Source organism: Shouchella oshimensis (assembly GCF_004375095.1).
GTDB classification, from domain to species: domain Bacteria; phylum Bacillota; class Bacilli; order Bacillales; family Bacillaceae_D; genus Shouchella; species Shouchella oshimensis.
The window spans coordinates 17,416-37,423 of record NZ_SNUX01000003.1; the positions used below are offsets into that span (position 1 = coordinate 17,416).

General features: G+C 40.4%; 20 protein-coding genes. 8 read left to right on the forward strand and 12 right to left on the reverse strand.

Going from position 1 to position 20,008, the window contains the following annotated elements:
• Positions 1-49: 49 nt before the first annotated feature.
• The 3 genes from gbsB to E2L03_RS10860 all read right to left on the reverse strand — a co-directional run bounded on the left by gbsB (position 50) and on the right by E2L03_RS10860 (position 3,512).
• Positions 50-1,261, reverse strand: coding sequence for a choline dehydrogenase (gbsB, locus tag E2L03_RS10850; protein WP_038477810.1), 1,212 nt, complete (start codon positions 1,259-1,261; stop codon positions 50-52).
• Positions 1,262-1,292: 31 nt separating this feature from the next.
• Entirely contained in the window at positions 1,293-2,765 is a 1,473-nt protein-coding gene (gene betB / locus E2L03_RS10855) for a betaine-aldehyde dehydrogenase (RefSeq protein WP_055736951.1), read from the reverse strand.
• 189 nt (positions 2,766-2,954) lie between these two features.
• Positions 2,955-3,512, reverse strand: a complete 558-nt coding sequence (locus E2L03_RS10860) for a GbsR/MarR family transcriptional regulator (RefSeq protein WP_124741606.1) — start codon at positions 3,510-3,512, stop codon at positions 2,955-2,957.
• 56 nt (positions 3,513-3,568) lie between these two features.
• Between E2L03_RS10860 and E2L03_RS10865 the strand changes: the two genes are divergently transcribed.
• Positions 3,569-4,513: a glycine betaine ABC transporter substrate-binding protein gene (locus E2L03_RS10865; RefSeq protein ID WP_236702438.1), complete on the forward strand. Its 945-nt coding sequence runs from the start codon at positions 3,569-3,571 to the stop codon at positions 4,511-4,513.
• A gap of 44 nt (positions 4,514-4,557) precedes the next feature.
• Here E2L03_RS10865 and E2L03_RS10870 read toward each other — a convergent pair whose 3' ends face one another.
• The 3 genes from E2L03_RS10870 to E2L03_RS10880 form a co-directional block, all read right to left on the reverse strand.
• Positions 4,558-7,143: an AAA family ATPase gene (locus E2L03_RS10870; RefSeq protein ID WP_055736953.1), complete on the reverse strand. Its 2,586-nt coding sequence runs from the start codon at positions 7,141-7,143 to the stop codon at positions 4,558-4,560.
• The gene (locus tag E2L03_RS10875; protein ID WP_055736954.1) at positions 7,144-8,484 is read right to left on the reverse strand and encodes a methyltransferase domain-containing protein; all 1,341 of its coding nucleotides are present in this window, start codon (positions 8,482-8,484) and stop codon (positions 7,144-7,146) included.
• A gap of 169 nt (positions 8,485-8,653) precedes the next feature.
• Positions 8,654-9,169, reverse strand: coding sequence for a hypothetical protein (locus tag E2L03_RS10880; protein ID WP_134259187.1), 516 nt, complete (start codon positions 9,167-9,169; stop codon positions 8,654-8,656).
• Positions 9,170-9,278: 109 nt separating this feature from the next.
• Between E2L03_RS10880 and E2L03_RS10885 the strand changes: the two genes are divergently transcribed.
• Complete coding sequence (locus tag E2L03_RS10885) at positions 9,279-9,791, forward strand: GNAT family N-acetyltransferase (protein ID WP_078440214.1); 513 nt, start codon at positions 9,279-9,281, stop codon at positions 9,789-9,791.
• 151 nt (positions 9,792-9,942) lie between these two features.
• Here E2L03_RS10885 and E2L03_RS10890 read toward each other — a convergent pair whose 3' ends face one another.
• On the reverse strand, positions 9,943-11,388 hold the full coding sequence (locus E2L03_RS10890; RefSeq protein ID WP_206698855.1) for an esterase/lipase family protein: 1,446 nt from the start codon (positions 11,386-11,388) through the stop codon (positions 9,943-9,945).
• 147 nt (positions 11,389-11,535) lie between these two features.
• Between E2L03_RS10890 and E2L03_RS10895 the strand changes: the two genes are divergently transcribed.
• From E2L03_RS10895 to chrA, 4 genes are read left to right on the forward strand one after another with little or no spacing between them, the layout of a single operon-like run.
• Complete coding sequence (locus E2L03_RS10895) at positions 11,536-12,204, forward strand: futalosine hydrolase (protein ID WP_078440213.1); 669 nt, start codon at positions 11,536-11,538, stop codon at positions 12,202-12,204.
• The gene (locus E2L03_RS10900) at positions 12,173-13,003 is read left to right on the forward strand and encodes a 1,4-dihydroxy-6-naphtoate synthase (RefSeq protein ID WP_055736957.1); all 831 of its coding nucleotides are present in this window, start codon (positions 12,173-12,175) and stop codon (positions 13,001-13,003) included. Before E2L03_RS10895 ends, E2L03_RS10900 begins: the two co-directional genes overlap by 32 nt.
• An 18-nt stretch (positions 13,004-13,021) precedes the next feature.
• Positions 13,022-13,594 carry a chromate efflux transporter ChrB gene (chrB, locus tag E2L03_RS10905; RefSeq protein ID WP_274272165.1) on the forward strand — a complete coding sequence of 191 codons (573 nt, stop codon included), beginning with the start codon at positions 13,022-13,024 and terminating at the stop codon, positions 13,592-13,594.
• A complete protein-coding gene (gene chrA / locus E2L03_RS10910) occupies positions 13,591-14,127 on the forward strand; it encodes a chromate efflux transporter ChrA (RefSeq protein ID WP_038477824.1) in 537 nt (178 codons plus the stop codon). The genes chrB and chrA overlap by 4 nt, the downstream gene beginning before the upstream one ends.
• Positions 14,128-14,143: 16 nt before the next feature.
• Here the strand turns inward: chrA and E2L03_RS10915 are convergent, their stop codons facing one another.
• The 5 genes from E2L03_RS10915 to E2L03_RS10935 form a co-directional block, all read right to left on the reverse strand.
• On the reverse strand, positions 14,144-14,734 hold the full coding sequence (locus tag E2L03_RS10915) for a GNAT family N-acetyltransferase (RefSeq protein ID WP_124741611.1): 591 nt from the start codon (positions 14,732-14,734) through the stop codon (positions 14,144-14,146).
• Between the two features lie 73 nt (positions 14,735-14,807).
• Positions 14,808-15,566 (reverse strand): MerR family transcriptional regulator, encoded by a 759-nt coding sequence (locus E2L03_RS10920; protein ID WP_078440212.1) that lies wholly within the window; start codon positions 15,564-15,566, stop codon positions 14,808-14,810.
• Positions 15,567-15,654: 88 nt separating this feature from the next.
• Complete coding sequence (locus E2L03_RS10925; protein WP_055736959.1) at positions 15,655-16,701, reverse strand: hypothetical protein; 1,047 nt, start codon at positions 16,699-16,701, stop codon at positions 15,655-15,657.
• A 15-nt stretch (positions 16,702-16,716) separates the two neighbouring features.
• On the reverse strand, positions 16,717-17,631 hold the full coding sequence (locus tag E2L03_RS10930; RefSeq protein WP_055736960.1) for a permease prefix domain 1-containing protein: 915 nt from the start codon (positions 17,629-17,631) through the stop codon (positions 16,717-16,719).
• A complete protein-coding gene (locus tag E2L03_RS10935; RefSeq protein ID WP_038477833.1) occupies positions 17,621-17,947 on the reverse strand; it encodes a PadR family transcriptional regulator in 327 nt (108 codons plus the stop codon). The genes E2L03_RS10930 and E2L03_RS10935 overlap by 11 nt, the downstream gene beginning before the upstream one ends.
• Before the next feature lie 176 nt (positions 17,948-18,123).
• On the opposite strand from E2L03_RS10935, the gene E2L03_RS10940 reads away from it, so the two are divergent.
• Both E2L03_RS10940 and E2L03_RS10945 read left to right on the forward strand, forming a co-directional pair.
• Entirely contained in the window at positions 18,124-19,224 is a 1,101-nt protein-coding gene (locus E2L03_RS10940; RefSeq protein ID WP_055736961.1) for a type III polyketide synthase, read from the forward strand.
• Complete coding sequence (locus E2L03_RS10945) at positions 19,221-19,775, forward strand: isoprenylcysteine carboxyl methyltransferase family protein (protein ID WP_236702439.1); 555 nt, start codon at positions 19,221-19,223, stop codon at positions 19,773-19,775. The genes E2L03_RS10940 and E2L03_RS10945 overlap by 4 nt, the downstream gene beginning before the upstream one ends.
• Positions 19,776-20,008 lie beyond the last annotated feature (233 nt).

Genomic DNA, 20,008 nt, shown 5'->3' on the forward strand with positions numbered 1-20,008 from the left:
CCTCTCAGACGAATGAGAGGGGTGTTGGTTATAGACGATGTACATTTGACTAGCGCACTGTACTTGGAACGTTATTAAAACAACGCTCGTAAATCCATACATAATCTTTTTTCGTTAAATCACGAGGATTCCCAATGGTTTGTGGGTCTTTTAAAGCTTCTTCAGCCCATCGATCCACTTGCTTAGGATCAACACCTTGTTCTTCAAGTGTCGGCACTTCTAATTCTTCTACAAGATCATACATGTACTGAACAGCGGCTTTTGCAGCTTCTTCTGTTGTCATGTCAGCTGTGTTTATACCAAACGCTTGAGCAATCCTTGCAAAACGTCCTGGCGCACCTTTCCAGTTAAACTCCATTACTGGTCCCATCATCGCTGCTACACATTGACCATGGGCAACTGGTACAATACCACCTAACGACTGACTCATTGCGTGAGCGGCTCCGGCTGATTCACTGCCATAAGATAAGCCTGCTAACATGGCTGCTTGAGCCATACCATAACGTGCCTCTAGGTCATCACCGTCTGAAAATGCGCGACGAATGTACGTAGCCGCATATTCAATGGCAAGAAGGGCAACAGCATCGGTTACAGGTTGTGCATATTTCATGGTATAGCACTCCACTGCATGAGCAATGGCATCAATGCCAGTCATTGCCGTAACGTGTGGAGGCATTGATGTGTGAAGTTCTGGATCGATAATGGTTAGATGAGCAGCGATTAATGGACCGCCCGTATTAAACTTATACTCTCTTTTTTCATCCGTAATGACCGCCCACTGAGTCACTTCTGAACCAGTCCCAGCCGTGGTTGGAATGGTTGCTAGTGTAGGGATTCGGTTCTCTAACGGTTTTTTGCCATCAGCAGCTTCATAATCAAGAACAGAGCCTTCGTGCGACACTTCAACCCCGATCGCTTTTGCTGTATCCATGGAAGATCCTCCACCAACAGCGACAAGCCCATCGCAATCATTTTCTAAATAAAAGGCAGAACCACGAGCAATTAGTTTTGTCGGAGGGTTTGGTTCTACTTCATTAAAGAGGACCACCTTGACACCTGCTTCTTTTAAACTGTCTTCAACTGGCTTTGTTACACCAGCTTGGTAGATTCCTGGATCTGTAACAAGAAGTACTTTCTTTGAACCGAATGCTTTTATCTCTTCTCCTAAGTGTTTAATAGCGCCAATGCCATGCTTTATAGCAGTTGGTACTTCAAACGTGTGGTAACTTAACATGGATTCAACTTTCATGTGCATACTCATAAATTAGATCGCTCCTTTTAGTATTAGTCTTTTAAGATTGAAACCAATTGACTGGTTGTGGCTGTTTATTACGGAAAATGTGTTTCACTTCGGTATATTCTTCTAATCCGATTTTGCCTAATTCACGCCCGAAGCCAGATTGTTTGTAGCCGCCCCAAGGTGCTTGTGCAAAATAAGGGTGGAAGTCGTTAATCCAAACAGTACCCATGCGCAATTTGCTGGCAACGTGTTCAGCTTTATCAATATCGGCTGTAAAGACAGCTCCTGCTAATCCGTAGATCGTATCGTTTGCTTTAGCGATCGCTTCTTCTTTTGACGTAAACGTTTCGACGGTTAATACCGGACCGAAAACTTCCTCTTGCACAATGCGCATATCATGCTTACAGTTTGTAAAGATTGTTGGCTCTAAAAAGAATCCGTTTTTCAGTTCATCGGCATCTGGTCGTTTGCCGCCGACAGCAAGGGTAGCGCCTTCATCTAATCCAATCTGAATGTAACGCTCTACTTTCGATCGATGTTCAGCAGAAATTAAGGGACCAGATTCGGTACTTTCATCAAAACCGTTTCCTAGTTTAATGCGCTTAGTACGCTCAATTAATGCATGAACAAATTCATCATGAATCGACTCCTCAACTAGCAGTCTAGAGCCAGCAGAACATACTTGCCCAGCATGGAAGAAAACGGCATTTAAAGCTTGGTCAACCGCTGTAGCGAAGTCTGCATCAGCGAACACTATGTTTGGGTTTTTACCGCCTAGTTCAAGGGCAATCTTTTTTACATTGCCACTTGCTGCTTGCATGATTTTCTTACCTGTCTCAATTCCTCCTGTAAACGAAACAAGGTCAACATTATGGCTTTCGGATAAAACGGAACCGACTTCTGTACCTGTTCCTAGTACAAGGTTAACAACACCATCTGGGAATCCTACTTCTTCAAAGAACTCAAACACTTTTGCTGTAGTGAGAGGCGTTAGTTCACTTGGCTTCATAACAAGTGTATTTCCTGCTACTAAAGCAGGTGCTAACTTCCATGCCGCTTGAAGTAATGGATAGTTCCATGGTGTAATTTGCGAGCAAACACCGATCGGTTCACGAACAACTTTACTAGTCGAGTCAGGGATAGGGCTTTCAATGATTTCACCGCCATCTTTATCGGCGAGTCCGGAAAAGTAGAAAAATACGTTTGCAATATCATCCATATCGCCTAGACTTTCTTCTAGCGTCTTGCCAGTATCTAACGTTTCTAAATGAGCGAGTTCCTCACGCTGATCTTTAATTTTTTGACCAACAAGACGAACCATTTCTCCTCGTTCACTTGCTGGTATATGTGGCCAATTCCCTTCATCAAATGCCGTTCTTGCTGCATGAATAGCCCGTACTGCATCGTTTTTCGTTCCTTCTGCAGCAGTGGCAATCGATTCTTGATTGAATGGATTAATGATTGAGCGAGTCTGTTGGTTTTCTGCATCTACCCATTTTCCATTAATGAACAGCTGGACGTGCATAGCAAATAACCACCTTTCATTTTGTTTAATATATTTTAAACGATTAATACAAAATAACTCTATCATTGTCTTTTTTTAATGTCAAAGGAAAAGAGCCTGCTGCTGTATCGGATCTTTTTTTCAGCAAGATAAAAAAGATGAATATCCTCAAGCTAGGAAATTCATCTTTACGTACACTATTTGCAGAACTCATTTATTCGCGTCTTTATATTTTTCAACAAGTTCTTTCGCTAGATTACCTGTTCGAAATTGGGTGACAAGCATATCAAGAAACTCATAATAGGCAAGAGAGGAATGGATTTTATCTAAGGTAAATGAAGCTTCAGCGCGAATCTCTTCAGGCACTTCTTCATTCTCAATGAGTTCTTTGTAATAGGGAATAGCTTCTTTTATGGCTGCCATATTGACATCGCGCTCTCGTTCCCAGCGGCGAGTGAAAAAAGAAGTGAAGAACTGGAAGAAGTCCTGTTCCGCTTCGTATAGATCTTTTCGTTCTCCTTTGCGATAAACTCGATGAATGATATTTTCATCTAATAACTTGCGAACCCCAATACTCATACTACCTTTACTCATACCAAGTTCATCCCGAAGTTCATTTAAATTCATAGGGTCGTCACTCAAGTATAGGGTAGCATATAATTGTCCAATGGAACGATTTACGCCGTAAATATCCATTGTATCAGCAATGCCGTCTTTTATAATTGCGTGTATACGATCAAGTTCTTCTCGAGCTTGTTCTTTATCCATGTTTGACGTCTCCTTATCAATAGCTAGATCTTAGGAAAAAGTGTAAGCGTTTTTGTTTGACAGATCAAGTAGCTATGTTACGATTGAATTTAATTCGTTTAAATCGTTCTAAACAAATTTTACAAAAAGAAATGGAGAGATGCAAGTTGAAAAGACGATTTTGGCCAATCATTGCTATTGTACCACTCACGTTAGCCGCGTGTGGTGAGAGTGAAAGTCAGTCCTCATCGGACAAGGAAATTGAATTAACATATGTTGCGTGGGATTCAGAACTTGCATCGAACTACGTTATAAAAGAAGCGTTAGAGCAAGCAGGCTATGATGTCACATTAACTGTTGTAGAGCAAGCCATTATGTGGCAAAGTGTGGCTGATGGGAGTGTTGATGGACACGTGGCCGGTTGGTTACCAGATGACATGAAAGCAGATTATGAGCGTTATCAAGATGAGATTGTCGATTTAGGTGCGAATCTTGAAGGCGCTCGAACAGGACTTGCTGTTCCAACATACATGGAAGTGACAAGTATTGAAGAATTGAATGCTGATATTGTGGCAGAAATAACCGGAATTGATGCAGGTGCAGGGATTGCCATTGCAACAGAAGAAGTAATTGATGCGTATGATCTTGATATTGAGCAAACGCTAAGTACAGATGCTTTTATGACCCAACAGTTGCGAAATGCTTACGAAAATGAAGAGCCGATTGTTGTTACAGCTTGGGAGCCTCATTGGAAATTTAATTCATTTGATTTGCGCTTTCTAGATGATCCGCAAGGGATTTATGCAGAAGAGGGTGAAATTCGAACGATTGTACGAGAAGGGTTAGAAGAGGAAGATCCTGATGCCTTCCGTATTCTTGATCAGTTTTACTGGACAGCAGATGATATGAATGAAGTGATGCTGTTAATTGCTGAAGAGGGGATGGACCCAGAGGATGCAGCAAAGCAGTGGGTAGAGGAAAATCAAGAGAAAGTGAGCGAATGGCTAGAAGGTGTTGAATAGTAGTAGAAGAACAGCCTCTCGAAAAAGAGAGGCTGTTTGGTCATTTACAAACGAGGATCAACGGGATCACTTTCAAGTGCCAATGTAGCGAGAACACATTCGTGCACTCGTTCAACCGATTCGCCAGCAACAAATCGATTAACCGCTTCAATTCCGAGTGAAAATTCTCTTAAGGCGAGCTTCTGCTTTTTAGCGCTGTTCCGTTTTTTCAATCGCTCAAGGTTTTTTGGCTCTAAGTAATCCATCCCATAAATGATATGAAGGTATTTCTGTCCACGAACTTTTATTGCAGGCTGAATGAGTTTACCTTTTTGTTTACAAATAAAGGATTCGGGTTTAATAATGATGCCTTCTTGACCGTCTTCTGTTAGAGCTTCCCACCAAGAGATGACTTCAGCCGCAGAAGTATCCGAATCAATTAATTTCCATTCCGTCTGTACAAATAAAGGGGAGAGCTCTGAAAATAGCTGATTTTGCTCCATATGCCAAGTATGGGGTTGATCAAAGAATGACCGATTACGATGAGCTAACACATGAAAGGGAGCAATTTGTATCCCCTCTAAGTTCTCTACTTCCCAACAATAGTTTTGATAAACTTCTTCAAAGATGTTTGCATGTTTCAGCTTCTTTTCAAATTCACTTACCCATTTAGAGAGGTCATGATCCAAGCTATTTGATAGCAATTTTGAAAGGAGCTGCATTCGATCTAACCGAGCGTTTTCAGCTACATGCGCATACTGTTTACTAATAAGCTCTTTTGCTTTTAAATTCCAAGGCATTATTTCAGCGTCTAAAAGAACAAAATCCGTATGGTGCTCTTCAAAGTAGGACTGTAAATCCTTGTTAAGCTGTTCAAGAATAGCTTGTTCTGTCGTTTTATCAAAAAAAGCTCTACCTTTTCTAGTATAAATAACACCAAGGCTTGGTCGGTCAATATAGGACAAGGCAGCTTCCTTTGTTTTAAACAAAAGCAAAACAGCTCGACTCCCCATATGCTTCTTTTCAGCAACCATTCGTGTGATTCCCTTTTGCTGATAGTAGTCAATGGCTTCTTGTGGGTGTTCTAAATACCCCTCTAACGACGATGGCAATGGTGTTGGACTCATGGTTGGAGGAATGTAGACTAGATCTTCTAATGGTAAAGTGACATGGGATAGGGCGTCAAAAGCTGGTATCACATGTTCCTCCCCTATATGGATGTCACCAAATAACTCAGTGGACGTAGTGTAACCGTGAATGTATTTAGCGATGTTCGGTACAGCAAATCGTGCTTTTTCAAGTTCATGTAATGGGTTGTGATTCCCATTAGAATAGTCGGTTTCGACGTCTACAGATAAGAGATCTCTTTCCGGATAACGAAACGCTGTAAGTTCACCACCAAAAACAGCGCCCTGATCAATATTAAGGGTACCATTTACCGTCATTGCTTTTTTCCGCGGATCATGTCCCCAAATAATAAGAGGGCTCGTCTTATGATGGACGGTCCAGTCTTTACGAATAGGTTTATGTGCGTCATCAAAACCGTCTGTTTCACCATATCTAGCGATATCACTAATCTCATGAGACTGCTTTCCAATCCACTCATCTCGTATGCCTGCATGAACACAGACTGCTGTTGCTACCCCATTTTTTTTCAATACATAATGAGATGGGGCTTTGAGTAATAGGTCTTTTAGCTGTTCTTTTAGCTTTGCTGCTTTCTCAACACCGTGTGCATGTTCGTAGGCAAGAAATTCCTGCTCTACCTTGTCGTCACCATGCGTAAGTTGAACCTGTTTCCCATCTAGCCAACGAGCAATTTTCCAACCATGATTGCTATCAACCATATACGCTAAGCCAGCCTGAATATGGTTATAAAAAAATTGAAGGGTTTGGAGCGATTTAGGGCCACGACTCATGATATCTCCTAATGAGAGAATCTTTCGTCCTTCTGGGTGGATATAAAAACCTGCTGTATTTTGTTGATAGCCTAATTTATGCAAGAGAATAAGAAATTCATCGAAACATCCGTGGATATCGCCGACAATATCTAGTCCTTTGCCAACATCTAATTCAATTGGCGATGTTACTGGACGAATGAGACGAACGGTTTCGTCTTCATAAATGGAATAGGATCTCGCGTAACGCTCTTTTTTTAGGAGGCGAAGCTGTTGCTTAAAGGTTTGAAGTTGCTGCTTTACACGTTTTTTGCCTCTAGGTTCATCACGTTCACTATCTCGAAGAAGGAGAGTGGCTTCCTTTGTATGAAAAACAAGTGTGAGAATAGGGAGATGGTGTGAGCGTGCTATGTTTCGGTAGCGCTCACGATCACTTGGATGAAGGTGGGTAGCGTCCACAATCGTCAACTTGTTTAAGCGACATCTTGACTCAATAATGGCATCCATCGTTTGGAAAGCCTCTGTAGATTGGATTCGATACTGTTCCATTAACGAACTAGCCTCATCTCTTGGACGATTTTTCCAATCAAGAAAGCGTAAGTCACCAACACGTTCACGATAATCATCAGAGCTTACAACTTCAGATGATTTTACTTGTTGGGTTTGGATCCAAGACTGAAGCAACGTCGTTTTACCACTGTTGGATGGGCCGACACAGAGTATAATGCCAGCATAAGGTACATAAACATCCATTTAATCAGTCTCCTTTCTTTGGAAGTGACATAGCTGAGTAGGATGACCAAACTGCTCGTGTTCCTCCCCAATTCCAGTAAACGTTAGGTCGTAAAAGCCAGTATTATTCTCCTTACACCATGTTTGAAACTGATCTCGTGTCCACTCAAAGCGATGATCTGAATGACGGTAACCATCACCCATATTGTAGAGCTGGTTGTACTCATAATTCGGTGTCGAAATGAAAAGTGTATGTGGACGGTAATTTGTCAAGATCATCTTCATCATTTTTGGTAAGCGATATTCTTCAATATGTTCAATCACTTCACATAGGATAATGATGTCTTTATTCTGTAAACGATTATCGTAATAAAATAAAGAACTTCTTATGGGAGTTGGCTGAAGGAAATCCGATTCTTGCGTGCGTTTCGTAAATTGTCTTAACGCACGAGTCATTGCCATTTCAGATGGCTCTACCGCTAATAACTCTTTAATTCCTTTTACATAGCCTAATTTCACTGTTAATTTTCCCTCACCGGAACCAAGGTCTACAACACTCGCTTTTTTTTCTAAGTCGGAGACTTTCTGAATAATCGTTTCATAACGCCTATCGTTTAATCGAATAACCGTTTCTTTTATTGGTTGATCGCCTTTCTGTTGTGTATGATCATAAATGGCTTTAAATCGTAACGCTTTTTCGTAAATATAAGCACGTTCAGGATGATCATCAAGCCATCCTTCTCCATAACGCTTCATTTTATCGATTTCTTTTTCATCAATAAAATAATGTTTATAGTCATCAAGAACAGGGATGAGAACAAATAACTGTCTTATTCCTGTTTGTAGAGTGGTGCGACCTTTTAACGTAATCATTTGAGCCGAGCTTTTTTCCTTTATAGTTAATGGCGCTTTTTGTTCCGCAAAATGAGTACTCACAGAGAAGCCGATGGGTTCAAATAAACGTTTGAGAAGAGATAAACTGGTTGCACTAGCCAATGGTCCGAATGAAAATTCAAACGAAAATGGATGGTCAACCCATGGCAAGTATGGATCCTTTGGCTTTCCATTTAGAGCGGTACCAAGTGCTGAACGAAGAAACGTGCAAAAGATACTGCTCACAGCAAATTCACGATCATTGATATAAGAAGTAATATCAAAGGATCGTGCGCTATTACGAGACAATTCAATTGGATCAGGTGTAACAAAGATGGTCACTTCAACAAAGTTCGTTGAGAAATGCGAAAAAAAGAGCCGAACGAGATGACCATTCACATCACGTTCATATAAGCGGTAAGGGTTTTTTGCAAGCAAATGTGATAAAACGTTAACATGCTCTCCCTCTGCCTTTATCGTTAATTGCACGTCGTTCTCTCCTTTTTTAGTAATCGTATAGCACTATCTTACTATGAAAATATGGAAAAAGGGACAAAATGAAAAAACATGAAGAGAACTAAATGAGGCGGGGTAGATTCCTGAATGAATGATCAAACAGTGCCTTAATCTGTTAAGACACTGAATATGGACAAGGGGACTAGTATAGTTGCACAGAAAAGTTTGTTTGAATCCTTCCAATTGTTTCTTCATGTTCGTTTAGAAACCGTGTGACGATCGCATACTGAATGTCACCTTGACCATGTACCTCAAACGTCTCATCCTCTAGCTCTTCTTCAGTCGAAGAGGAACCGTCAAATGTGACGAGTTGGTGCGAAACGGTGTGTGGGGATTCATAATGGAGAGCGATTTCCATTGTTTCCCTTAATTCAGCTTCATTTAAGGTGTCGCTGTTTTGAACTCTTCCTTCTTCATTTACCGGGGATAAGATAGCTTCATCACAATAATTCCAACAGATAGCAAATGATCTCGCTTCCATTTCTTCATTGTTCGAATTGTAAATAGAAACAATGGGAATTTCGTTCATTAGAGGGTCGGCTACAATCTCATCATGGGAGAGATCATTATTGGAACAACCAGCTAGAAAGAAAAAGAGAATAAAGAATAATCGTTTATTGATCATTTTCACCTTCTTTTCAATTATATGGATATTCATTTAGTTACCCATAAGACGTAAGGAGAAAACAAAAAATATGTATCAAAACCTCTAATTAGTGAATCAATTTGTATTGTTTGATAGAGTGTAGAAGAAAGGTGGAATAGTAATGAGGTGGAAACAAAAATCATTTCAACAGCTAACAACGACGGAACTATACGCTATTATTCAAGCACGAATGGATGTTTTTGTTGTAGAGCAGCAAAGTATGTATCAAGATTTAGATGGTATTGATCTACACGCTACGCATTTGTTTTTATCTGACGAGGATGGTTCAGTCCAGGCTTATGCGCGTTTCATTCCAAGTGGAATCCTATACCGTGAAGCATCAATTGGACGGATCTTGACGAGAAAAGAAAGTCGTGGCAAGGGATTAAGCCATTTATTGATGCAACAAGCCATGACGTTTTTACTAGAGGAACAAAAAGAAACTGCTATACGTTTACAAGCGGAATACTATATACGAGCTTTGTATGAACAATATGGGTTTATTCAAGTGTCAGAGATTTTTATAGAAGATGGCATTGAGCACGTGTATATGGTTTTAAAAGATGTTCATGCCTATCATAAGATGAAACGTTCTGTGGAGAGCGGCAAAGACACAACGACGAAGATGTTATAACAGATACAATAAATGCTGTTCAACCTTTGGGAGAAGCGCAGTCAATTGAAATTTAAAAGGGGGGCGAGACCATAACTAGAGTCACAATCTTGCCCAAGGAAAGCATCAACTTTTATTTTCGATAGAGCTAGTCGTTTCAAAGAAGAAGAGGTTAATGAAATACATTTCCCTTTTTATCAATAAAAAGGTGATCCACAACGGTTCGCTCAAACGGCGTTCCATCCTTTGTTATGCCGTTGTAATCCGTGGTTATCGTTTGTGATGTGTTGCTCTTCATTGGCAGATGGAACGTGTGAAGAGCGTCAAGAGTTGCATCTTCAACATGAAGCTGATCATTTATATGAACGGAGTAGGTGACATCAGCTGGGGTAGCATCGAATGCATGCACAACGTCTTCTTCAAGTTGAAGCGTACTGGTTAATCCTCCTTCAATGGATGCCACAGCGAAGTAACCGCCTGCTGTTGTGCTGTTCATTTCTATTGTCCATGTTCCGCTTTCTGGTTGATCCAATTCAATGAAATGACTATAAGCGCCAGCAAAGATACTTTGCTCGTGTTCTTTTTCAATGGCTTCGACAGGATGTTCATCGCCATTGGGAGAGATGAACGTTACGTTTTCTAGTGATTCGTGGGCCAAGACTGAAAATGTAACGGTTTGGATCTCGTCTTCCAGCTGAAATGGTTGGGTAGCAGTACCGTTTAATTCACCACCACGAATGATTGTTCCATAGTCTGCTTGCCGTGTTTCAACCATTTGCTCATTATTGGCAAGACGAGGTTGTAAGTAGCGAAATACTCGATGGCCTTCCGCAATGGCGTAATGATCAAGGGAAAGGGATGCCAGTTCATTTGCATAAGAGAGTCTAGAACTGTCAACTGTAACTGCACCATCGTTCGTGCCATAACTATTTAAATAGACACCGCCGAAATAAAGAGATGTGCCAAAAGAGCCCCATGAGCGACCTGATAGTGTCTGAAAGGGAACAGAATGGGCACCTACAAGTCGATCAGTTTGATTTCGAAAAGCAGCCATCGTGCCTGTTCGCAATGAGTCTGTACCAGGAGAGCGCATGCCAATAATACCTGCGAGCCAGCCAGCCCAATTACTATAGGCTAAGTTAGCTAATTGACTTCCATGATGTGGCGTGCCTAGGGTAAAGACTTTTGAAACATAGCGTTCAGCACCGTAATGGAGGAGCGCTGTTTGTATATCAACGCCACCTTTACTATGACCGACAACGATCATTTTTTCGCCAAAATGGTTATACATTTCGGCTAATTTATTGGCGAGCATTTGACCATTATCCCAATAGGATTGATCAGGGTAGAGGTTAATAAAGGCGGCAGGATGACCTGCATCCCGAGCTTGTCGGTACATATCATTTGGCTCAAACCAAGTTGCTCCTGAGCCAGTTAAACCATGTACAAATAAAATAGGACTGCCTGTTTTTACATGAGGCGCATCGCCTATGTACCAAGTGCCAGGCGGTGCAGACGGATCGGGTTTTCCTTTACTAAAACCATAAGAAAGATTCGGTTGCATAAAGAAGAAAACAAGGATAACCGTTAAAAAGATCAAACTTATTTTTTTGATCATTTTACTCACCTCTTCCAAAGAATTACTAAAAGCGTATGCGTTAGAAAGAGGGAAATGTCTGATTTTCTTACATTGCATTCCTTCAGCGTAGCAAAGAATTATATGCTATACTAATTTGTTAGAATCGTTAGAAAGGCTTGGTGCTACATGTTGGATAAGCTTCCAGTCTTACTTGCTGTCTCTGTAGAGCAAGAAAAAGAAGCATTGGAACAAGGGTTGGGAAAACAATCGACGATTGAAGTAATTGTTTGTGGGGTTGGTTTTGCAGCAGCAGCAGCGAATACAGCAAAGCAACTCTCAACAAAGCCTTACCGAGGTGTGATAAATATTGGAATTGCCGGTGGTTTTCCGAAGCGTGCTGCTATAGGATCGATTGTGGCTGCATCTAGTATTATTGCTCCGGAAATAGGTGCAGAATCTCCAGAGGGGTTTATTTCTATTGATGAGTTAGGGTTTGGAACACAAAAACAACAAGCGAGAATTGATCGTCAGCTTGTTGGGAAATTAAGCCATTCTTATCACGTACATGAAGGAATCATTTTATCTGTGCTAACAGCAACAGGCACAGAAAAAACATATTTGGAGAGAGAAAAGTTAGGTGCCATTGCTGAGGCGATGGAAGGATACGGAGTCGCAGCCGCAGCCAAATCATTTAATCTACCTTTCTCAGAATTACGAACCATTTCAAATGAAGTAGGTGTTCGTGACAAATCAAAATGGAATTTCCCACTTGCTTTTAAAGGGATTAAAAAAATTGGTCAAACGATTAAGGAGGTTGAACAAGATGAATATTGCCTTTTCTCCGTGTCCGAATGATACATTTGTTTTTTATGGCTGGGTACATGGAAAAATTGAAGGTGCACCACCTTTAGACGTTACATATGCGGACATCGATAAGACGAATTATTGGGCAATCGATCAAACGGGACCTAACGTGATGAAAATTTCGTATGCTGCGTTACCTTATGTATTAGATCACTATCAACTCATCCCAAGTGGTGGCGCTTTAGGAAGAGGTTGTGGTCCACTCGTATTAACAAAGGAAAAACAATCCATTAAATCTCTTGAAGGTAAGACGGTGGCTGTGCCAAGTGATCGTTCAACAGCGTACTTATTATTCCGTCTTTGGACTGCGCAAGCACTGACAAACAATACAATGACGATAAAAGTTATGCCGTTTGATAAGATTATGCCAGCAGTAAAAGACGGTGTTGTTGATGCTGGATTGGTCATACATGAAGCTCGATTTACTTATCAGGAATATGATTTATGTTTGTTACAAGATCTAGGAGAATGGTGGGAAGAAGATACTGGTTTTCCAATTCCATTAGGCGCCATTATTGCAAAACGTTCATTAAATAAAGAACAACTTACTCATTGGGCAACAGCGTCAGTAGAATATGCCTGGCAGTCACCAGAAGAGACGAAGGCGTATGTGATGAGCTATGCACAGGAGCTTTCAAGTAAAGTTGCTCAAGCTCATATTGATTTATACGTAAATGAATTTACTAGAAACCTTGGTGAGCGTGGTTATGAAGCAATTGAAAACTTGCTAGGACGAGCGATGGAGCAAGGGCTTGTTCCTACATTTGATCTAAAGAAAATTAGAAACTAACGAAAAGGGAGAATCAAAGTGGCGTATAAACAACTGGCATTAGCAATGTTTCGAACAGGTGTATTAGGATTTGGCGGTGGTCCTTCTGTCATGCCGCTTTTTAGGCATGAAGCAGTTCAGACATATAAATGGATGAGTCATGATGACTTTGGGGAGACCTTAGCAATTGCGAATACGCTCCCCGGGCCAATTGCCACAAAAATGTCTGCTTATTTAGGCTATCAGCAAAAAGGTTGGCTAGGAGCCATATGGGCAACCCTTTGGCACATTCTTCCGACAAGTATCGCCATGATCTTGTTGTTTTCGGTAGTCGATTTAATAAGTGATTCACCAGTCATAGCAGGAATGATTGGTGCTGTGACACCAGTGATTGCCGTGCTGCTCGGGCAAATGGCGTATGACTTTGGTAAAAAAGCAGTGCAGGGCTTCGGCTGGCTCATGGGAATTGGTACGTTTGTTTTAGCATTTGTGCTCCTTCAAGGACTAAATATTCACCCAGGGTTTGTTATTATTGCCTTCATTATTTATGGCTTATTTCACTATCGTCTAGTTGATAAATGGCGTAAGCGGCAGCAAGGAGAGTCAGAATGATTTATGTCTATCTATTTTTCGCCTTCTTCATTGCCAATTTATTAGGGTACGGGGGCGGACCAGCATCTATTCCACTTATGTTTGAAGAAGTCGTTAACCGTTTTGGGTGGTTGTCGAGTGAAGAATTTAATAATGTACTTGCTTTAGGAAATGCACTCCCTGGTCCCATTGCGACAAAGATTGCTGCATATGTTGGTTTCAGTGTAACCGGTTGGGGAGGGGTGGCTGTAGCGCTTGCCGCAACCATTGTTCCATCTAGTGTTGCTGTCATATTATTAATGAAGGTTTTGCAAAAATATCGTCAATCTCCTGTTGTGAAGGGACTTTCTTTAGCGGTACAGCCTGTCATTTGTATGTTAATGTTGCTTTTAACTGTTACCATTTTTAATGATGCGCTCCAGTCGATTGGGTGGATTCAGTCCATTGTGATTGCGGCAGTCGCTTTTCTGTTACTAACAAAGCTAAAGGTTCATCCAGCCCTTGTAATCGTAATGGCGTTTGCATATGGAGGGATTGTCATTCCATTTTTATAATGAAAAAAATCGACATTCAAGAGAGTGTCGATTTTTTTTGTGTAAACGTTGATTGGAATAATACGTAAATACAGGTGTCGGCATAACCAGATGTGATGGTAGCACGCTCATTTTCCTTTAAAATGGCTTCTAACGAAAACCCTAGCTTTTCTGCTAAAGCACGGCTCTTTTTATTTAAAGGGTCACAGCGTAGTTCCAATCGATGAACGCTTAATTGGTGAAAAGCAAAAGGAAGTAAAGGTTGGATTGCTTCGAACATATAGCCTTTTCCTTGAAATCGTACATCAAGCCAATAGCCAATTTCTAAACGTGGAACGCGCCATTTAATCTCATGGAAACCGACAGAACCGGCAAAAGAGAGTGTATCTTTTTCAAATAAGTGAAACCGTAAATCTGTTAAATCAAGAAATTGTTGATGAGCAAATTGCACCGCGTCTTCTGCTTGAGAAGAGGACACCATTTGATTCACCCACGGTAACCACTTCACTAATTCTTGTTTAGAGAACTGTACAGACTCATATAGTTTATCCCCATCACCTTTCATGGGAGGACGAATAAACAGTCGTTCCGTTTGAAAAGTTGGTAAAGACGGAGGGTATCCATTCATGATTTCTAGCCTCCATTATGATCAACGTCCTTAAACATATGCTGGAGGCGACTTGGCTTATGAACGACTTTTCTTATGGAATTAAGGTGTTACGAATTGCAGTTCGTAAAATGGATGCCGCATTGGATGCGATTCCATCGTAATAGCGTTTAAAGCGCTCATCTTCAAGATATAAATCTGCTAAGCCGATGTGCTCTTGTTCACTGTACGTAGACCATGAGAACATAATCCACTTTTTGTGAAGTTGCGTAATCTCCTGTTCTGTTTCTTTCGTAATAATCGAGGAATTGGATGCCTCACGCAATTGCTCGGTTAATGCTTTTTCTATTTCTTGCCTCTTTAAATAATCCGATTCTGTTAGCTGTAAGAGGTGGTTATTGGCTGCATCAACTGTGTCATCTCCATATTCCTTACGTATTTCTATTCCATAAAGCGTTTCATTTTCCTTAATTTGCTGCCGTTTAAAAGCAGCGAATTTACTCTGATTCGACATAGGTTCTCCTCCCTTTGCAGACTCAATAGTTTGCTCGAGTATTTGAAGAAGCTGATTTAAACGATCTCGCTTTTGTTCCAAATGATGTTTATGTTGTAGTAAAGTCTTTTCTATGCGAAATGTATCCTCATTCATTAGCGTAACAATTGTATCTAGACGAACATCAAGCTCCCGGTAAAATAGAATATGTTGCAAGCGATCCACTTCCTTTTGACCATAAATCCGGTATCCAGCTGAATTCATTCGTTTCGGTTTAAGCAAATCAATTTCATCGTAATAACGGAGTGTTCGGCTGCTAACGCCAGCGAGGTTCGCTAATTGCTGAATGGTATATTCCACCTGTTCGCCTCCTTTCTTATAACGATCATAATGGTTGACGTTACGTGAAGGTCAAGAGCCCTTTTAAAAAAAATTATTCTGCTTCAGTTTACGGCGTTACATTGATTTCATCAATTGTGCCGGTCTCTAGCTCATAGCGATGTAAGGAGAATGCATTGCCGCCACGATAAGCTTGTGTTCGATTGACATAATAGAGAATGTCATTCCCAGGAGCACGAAGATATTCTATACCATTTTCGTTTAAACCAAGGCGCTTGCCTTCTTCTCGATTTACTAATGAAAAAGGGACGAGATCATAGTCGAAGACGCCATCATAGTCTTCATAATTGAGGATTGTTTGATAAAGCAGTCCGTCTTCAACTTGCACAAAATCAGTAATAGGTTCGATTTTATCCGGGTTAGACACAAGTTCGAGTTGCAATGGCTGCTCTGTCGGGTCAGTCTCGTATATGCGCTCAACTGCTTCATACATTGTATCAACTGTCCAGTTGCTTTGGTCGTCAGGTAAAATCAGCATCAGTGTGCCATCTTCTGTTGCTTGCATGGATGAGGGCGTCATATATGAGCCATTGTAAATCTCTGCAAGCTGTCCGTCTTCTATCAAATAAAGTGCAGAATGGCTACCACTTTCGGCTTTTTGAGGTTCTACATTTTGACTAATATCTTCTCCTGTTGCGATAAATTGCTCTTTTGCTGGAATATAGACTAAGTCGAGGAGCACACCGCGGGCTTTGGCAATCACTTTTCGTTCATTTGTAATCAGATCAAGCGAATAAATCGTTCTATAGGCGAACTCGGCAATCTTATCATACTGATTGTCTCTATATTCATAGCCAGTTGTTTCAATAAAAGCAGCCGTATGGTCATCGACAAAAATGGGGCTATATAAATAAGCGTCTAGATCAGAGTCAAATAAAGTGACGTTATGATCATTATTTTTCTGAAAAGATAATGTTTCAACGTTATCTTTTTTCGTTACAACTAACAAATCTTCTTTTGCATTCACATCGTATACGCCTGTAAAAGCAGGTTCGGTTTCTTGAGACGACGTAACAAAAAAGCCGACCGTCATAAAAAGGAAACAAGAACCAAAAAGTGCGATTAAAGAGAGGAGAAGCGTTTTTTTATTTGTCATAGGAAAGCACCTCCATTAGTCAAAAATCTGAATAGGATAGATCACTCTAAAAAGCAGATCATTTAAATCACTCGCTAACAGCTCTGGAAGATAAATTGGGAATATAAGAGCAGCAAGATAGAGCAGCGCGTAAATCCACAGGAAATAGCAAATGTTTAACCATTTAGAGCTTTTATTGGCCAACCGTATTTGAATCGCGTAAACGATGCCCCAAATGATAAACGGAAAAGACATGTTTAATAGCAAAATTGGATGTAAATCACCGAATAGTAAGAAAGCAAACAGAATAAATCCGATTCCTATTAACAATAGAAATCCAATCGTGATATTGACAGTATGAATGATTCTTTTTTTAATCACGCTGCTGTTACCAAAAGAGTAAGTTAAGGCAGTTCTGTATATTAAGAAAATCGTTCCGCCTAGAATAGAATAAAACACAATATGCCAGGAAAGTCCGTCATTGAAATGTGGAAAAGCAAAAACAAACATCAGGAGTAAATGTAGGACAAGAGAAAGGTTAAGCCACAGTTTTCGATTCACAATATAAGTTTTATTTAACGAAAAAAAGAGAATAAGCGCATGCGCGATCGCCGGCATAAATAGCCAGTAATTGGCGACATTTTCTACGAAAAGAATAGAAAAGTACTGCACACAAACAAATAAGTATGAGCCGAGGGCCAATATAAGCAAAAGCTCTCTTCGGTAGGGAAACATTGCTTGTTGAAGACCATCTCCAATTGTTGCTTCATGACCGAATTCTTTCATCGCCATTTCCTCCGCTTCTTTTTCGGTATAACCTTGCTCAACATACGTTTGTTTGATAAGCGTTAAATGATCGTACATTTCATCAAACATATCTTGACGTTCTTCTTTTGGACAATCAGTTTGGTTGACAATCCGCAGCAGATAGGTATTCATTTTAGCGCTCATAAGAGGCTCCCGTGCGCTTGATAAGCTGGCTTAACGTTGCCCAATCTTTTTGCTTACGTTGTAATTCTTTTCTACCATCTTCCGTGATCGTGTAATACTTTCTACGCGAACCAGCACTGTCGTTCCAATACGATGAAATCCATTCTTTCTTTTCCATTCGTTTTAGCGCTGGGTAGAGCGTACCTTCACTCATGTTATATGTTTCATCACTAAGCGTCTTTAATTTTTTCGTCATTTCATAGCCATATAAGTCTTTCGCTTCAATCAGTGAGAGAAGAAGAAAGTCGATGCTACCTTTCATCATTTCTTTATCCATTTCGTATCCACCCTTTCAACCCATGCATCGTATAACAATGGTATTGGAAATACAACCCAATTATTAATGAAAAGTGTGTAATGGTAGAACGACTTTTATTTGGAAAAAGTAGTCATGCTCTCATACATTGTCAGCTTTTGGATAATCTAATAAGACTATATTGAGGAGGACTACTTATGCCCGCTATATTGTCTGTTGCCACTGCTGATTTACCATACGAGCTACCACAACATCAAACGATGGAATTTGCCAAAGAGTTATTCTCGGAGAGCTTCCAGGATATTGAACGTTTATTAAAGGTGTTCGCAAATGGGGAAATACGCAAACGTCATTTCTCTCAACCGATGGAATGGTTTAAAGAGGATCATCCCTTAGGGGATCGCAATCGTTGTTATATTGAAGATGCTACGACCTATAGTGCAATGGCAATTGAGTCATGTTTAGAAATGGGGACATTCTTAAAAAAAAGTATACAACCTAGTGAAATTGATGCAATCGTTTTTGTATCAAGTACAGGCATGTCTACTCCCTCATTAGATGCACGGATTATGAACAAGCTTCCTTTTCGTACAGATACAAAGCGAATACCGTTATGGGGACTTGGCTGCGCAGGAGGAGCTGCTGGGTTGAGTCGAGGTTATGAGTATTGTTTGGCTTATCCTAAATCAGCGGTGCTTGTTGTTTGTGTCGAGCTTTGTGGACTAACCTTTCAAAAGGATGATCATTCTAAAAGCAATCTTATTGGGACATCGCTCTTTGCTGATGGGGTCGCTTGCGCCTTGCTAGTTGGTGATCAATCACCACTTCTAAAAGAACGGAAACAAGAAGAATATGTAGCGATTCAGTCAACTCAATCAACGTTGATGCCAGATTCGGAGGATGTAATGGGTTGGGATGTGCAGAATAACGGTTTAAACGTTGTTTTTTCAAGGAGCATTCCCTCTATTGTTTCAAATTGGTTAGAACCTGTTGTCACCGATTACTTAAAGAAAGAAGATGTAGCTCTTGAAGACATTGACGCATTCATTGCTCACCCTGGTGGAAAAAAGGTGCTGGAAGCCTACGAAAAGGCTCTGAAATTCTCATCTGAGAAAACGGCGCTTTCCCGTTTCGTGTTAAGTGAATATGGCAATATGTCATCGCCGACGGTTTTGTATGTTTTAAAAGCGTGCATGGAGCAGGAACATGAACAAGGTGAAAAAGGATTAATTGCTGCACTTGGGCCTGGTTTTTGTTCAGAAATGCTCTTAGTAGAATGGCGAGGTGAAGGTGCTTGATATGGGTATATGGCATAATCTCCATTATTATTGTACAACGATTAATTGAAGTTGTTGTAGCAAAAAGAAACGAACGTTGGATGAAAAGCATTGGCGGTATTGAAGCAGGTAAAGCGCATTATCGTTGGATGGTTGCTCTTCACGTTAGTTTCTTTGTTGCTTTGCTTTTAGAAGTAACCTTTACAACGCCAAGCCTTACGAATAGTAGTGTAGTGGCTCTATCAATCGTTATCGTAGCCCAGAGTATTCGTATTTGGGCGTTAACTTCTTTAGGAAGATATTGGAATACAAAAATTATTGTTTTGCCCGATGCGCCTGTTGTTGAAAAAGGTCCGTATCGCTTTCTTCGTCATCCTAATTATGCAGTCGTTATTACAGAGATTGCGTTTGTTCCGCTTATTTTTCAAGCGTACTGGACAGCAATCCTCTTTACATTATTGAACGCATGGATGTTAAGGGTGCGCATTGAAGTGGAAGAAGAAGCGCTTAATCATATGACAGGTAATTATACGGAGCGATTTGAGCGGAAAAAGCGGTTTTGGTTTGTCTGATAAATGGGTTCCATAGAAAAAACGATAGAGCAGTAGAATGAAGGAGTTTTCTTTTAATCAATAAGTGTTGCTTCTGCATCGCTTCATGATTAAAAGGACTCTTTTTTTAAAGGGTAAAAGTCATAAAAGTAAATCTTTCTAGATTCGTATACTTTGTAAACTAACTTTTATAACTATACGTTGATTAAAAGACATAATTCCTTTGTTTTATAAAAAAAGATTATTTCTCTCGA

Bases quoted from the DNA above. Each gene is read 5' to 3' on its own strand.
- E2L03_RS10900 (WP_055736957.1), top strand. From the start codon at position 12,173: ATGAATATTGCCTTTTCTCCGTGTCCGAATGATACATTTGTTTTTTAT.
- gbsB (WP_038477810.1), bottom strand. From the start codon at position 1,261: ATGAGTATGCACATGAAAGTTGAATCCATGTTAAGTTACCACACGTTT.
- E2L03_RS10935 (WP_038477833.1), bottom strand. From the start codon at position 17,947: ATGGATAAAGAAATGATGAAAGGTAGCATCGACTTTCTTCTTCTCTCA.
- chrA (WP_038477824.1), top strand. From the start codon at position 13,591: ATGATTTATGTCTATCTATTTTTCGCCTTCTTCATTGCCAATTTATTA.
- E2L03_RS10880 (WP_134259187.1), bottom strand. From the start codon at position 9,169: ATGAATATCCATATAATTGAAAAGAAGGTGAAAATGATCAATAAACGA.
- E2L03_RS10860 (WP_124741606.1), bottom strand. From the start codon at position 3,512: ATGGATAAAGAACAAGCTCGAGAAGAACTTGATCGTATACACGCAATT.
- E2L03_RS10940 (WP_055736961.1), top strand. From the start codon at position 18,124: ATGCCCGCTATATTGTCTGTTGCCACTGCTGATTTACCATACGAGCTA.
- E2L03_RS10930 (WP_055736960.1), bottom strand. From the start codon at position 17,631: ATGAGCGCTAAAATGAATACCTATCTGCTGCGGATTGTCAACCAAACT.
- E2L03_RS10890 (WP_206698855.1), bottom strand. From the start codon at position 11,388: ATGATCAAAAAAATAAGTTTGATCTTTTTAACGGTTATCCTTGTTTTC.
- E2L03_RS10870 (WP_055736953.1), bottom strand. From the start codon at position 7,143: ATGGATGTTTATGTACCTTATGCTGGCATTATACTCTGTGTCGGCCCA.
- E2L03_RS10885 (WP_078440214.1), top strand. From the start codon at position 9,279: ATGAGGTGGAAACAAAAATCATTTCAACAGCTAACAACGACGGAACTA.
- E2L03_RS10915 (WP_124741611.1), bottom strand. From the start codon at position 14,734: ATGAATGGATACCCTCCGTCTTTACCAACTTTTCAAACGGAACGACTG.
- betB (WP_055736951.1), bottom strand. From the start codon at position 2,765: ATGCACGTCCAGCTGTTCATTAATGGAAAATGGGTAGATGCAGAAAAC.
- E2L03_RS10895 (WP_078440213.1), top strand. From the start codon at position 11,536: ATGTTGGATAAGCTTCCAGTCTTACTTGCTGTCTCTGTAGAGCAAGAA.
- E2L03_RS10925 (WP_055736959.1), bottom strand. From the start codon at position 16,701: ATGACAAATAAAAAAACGCTTCTCCTCTCTTTAATCGCACTTTTTGGT.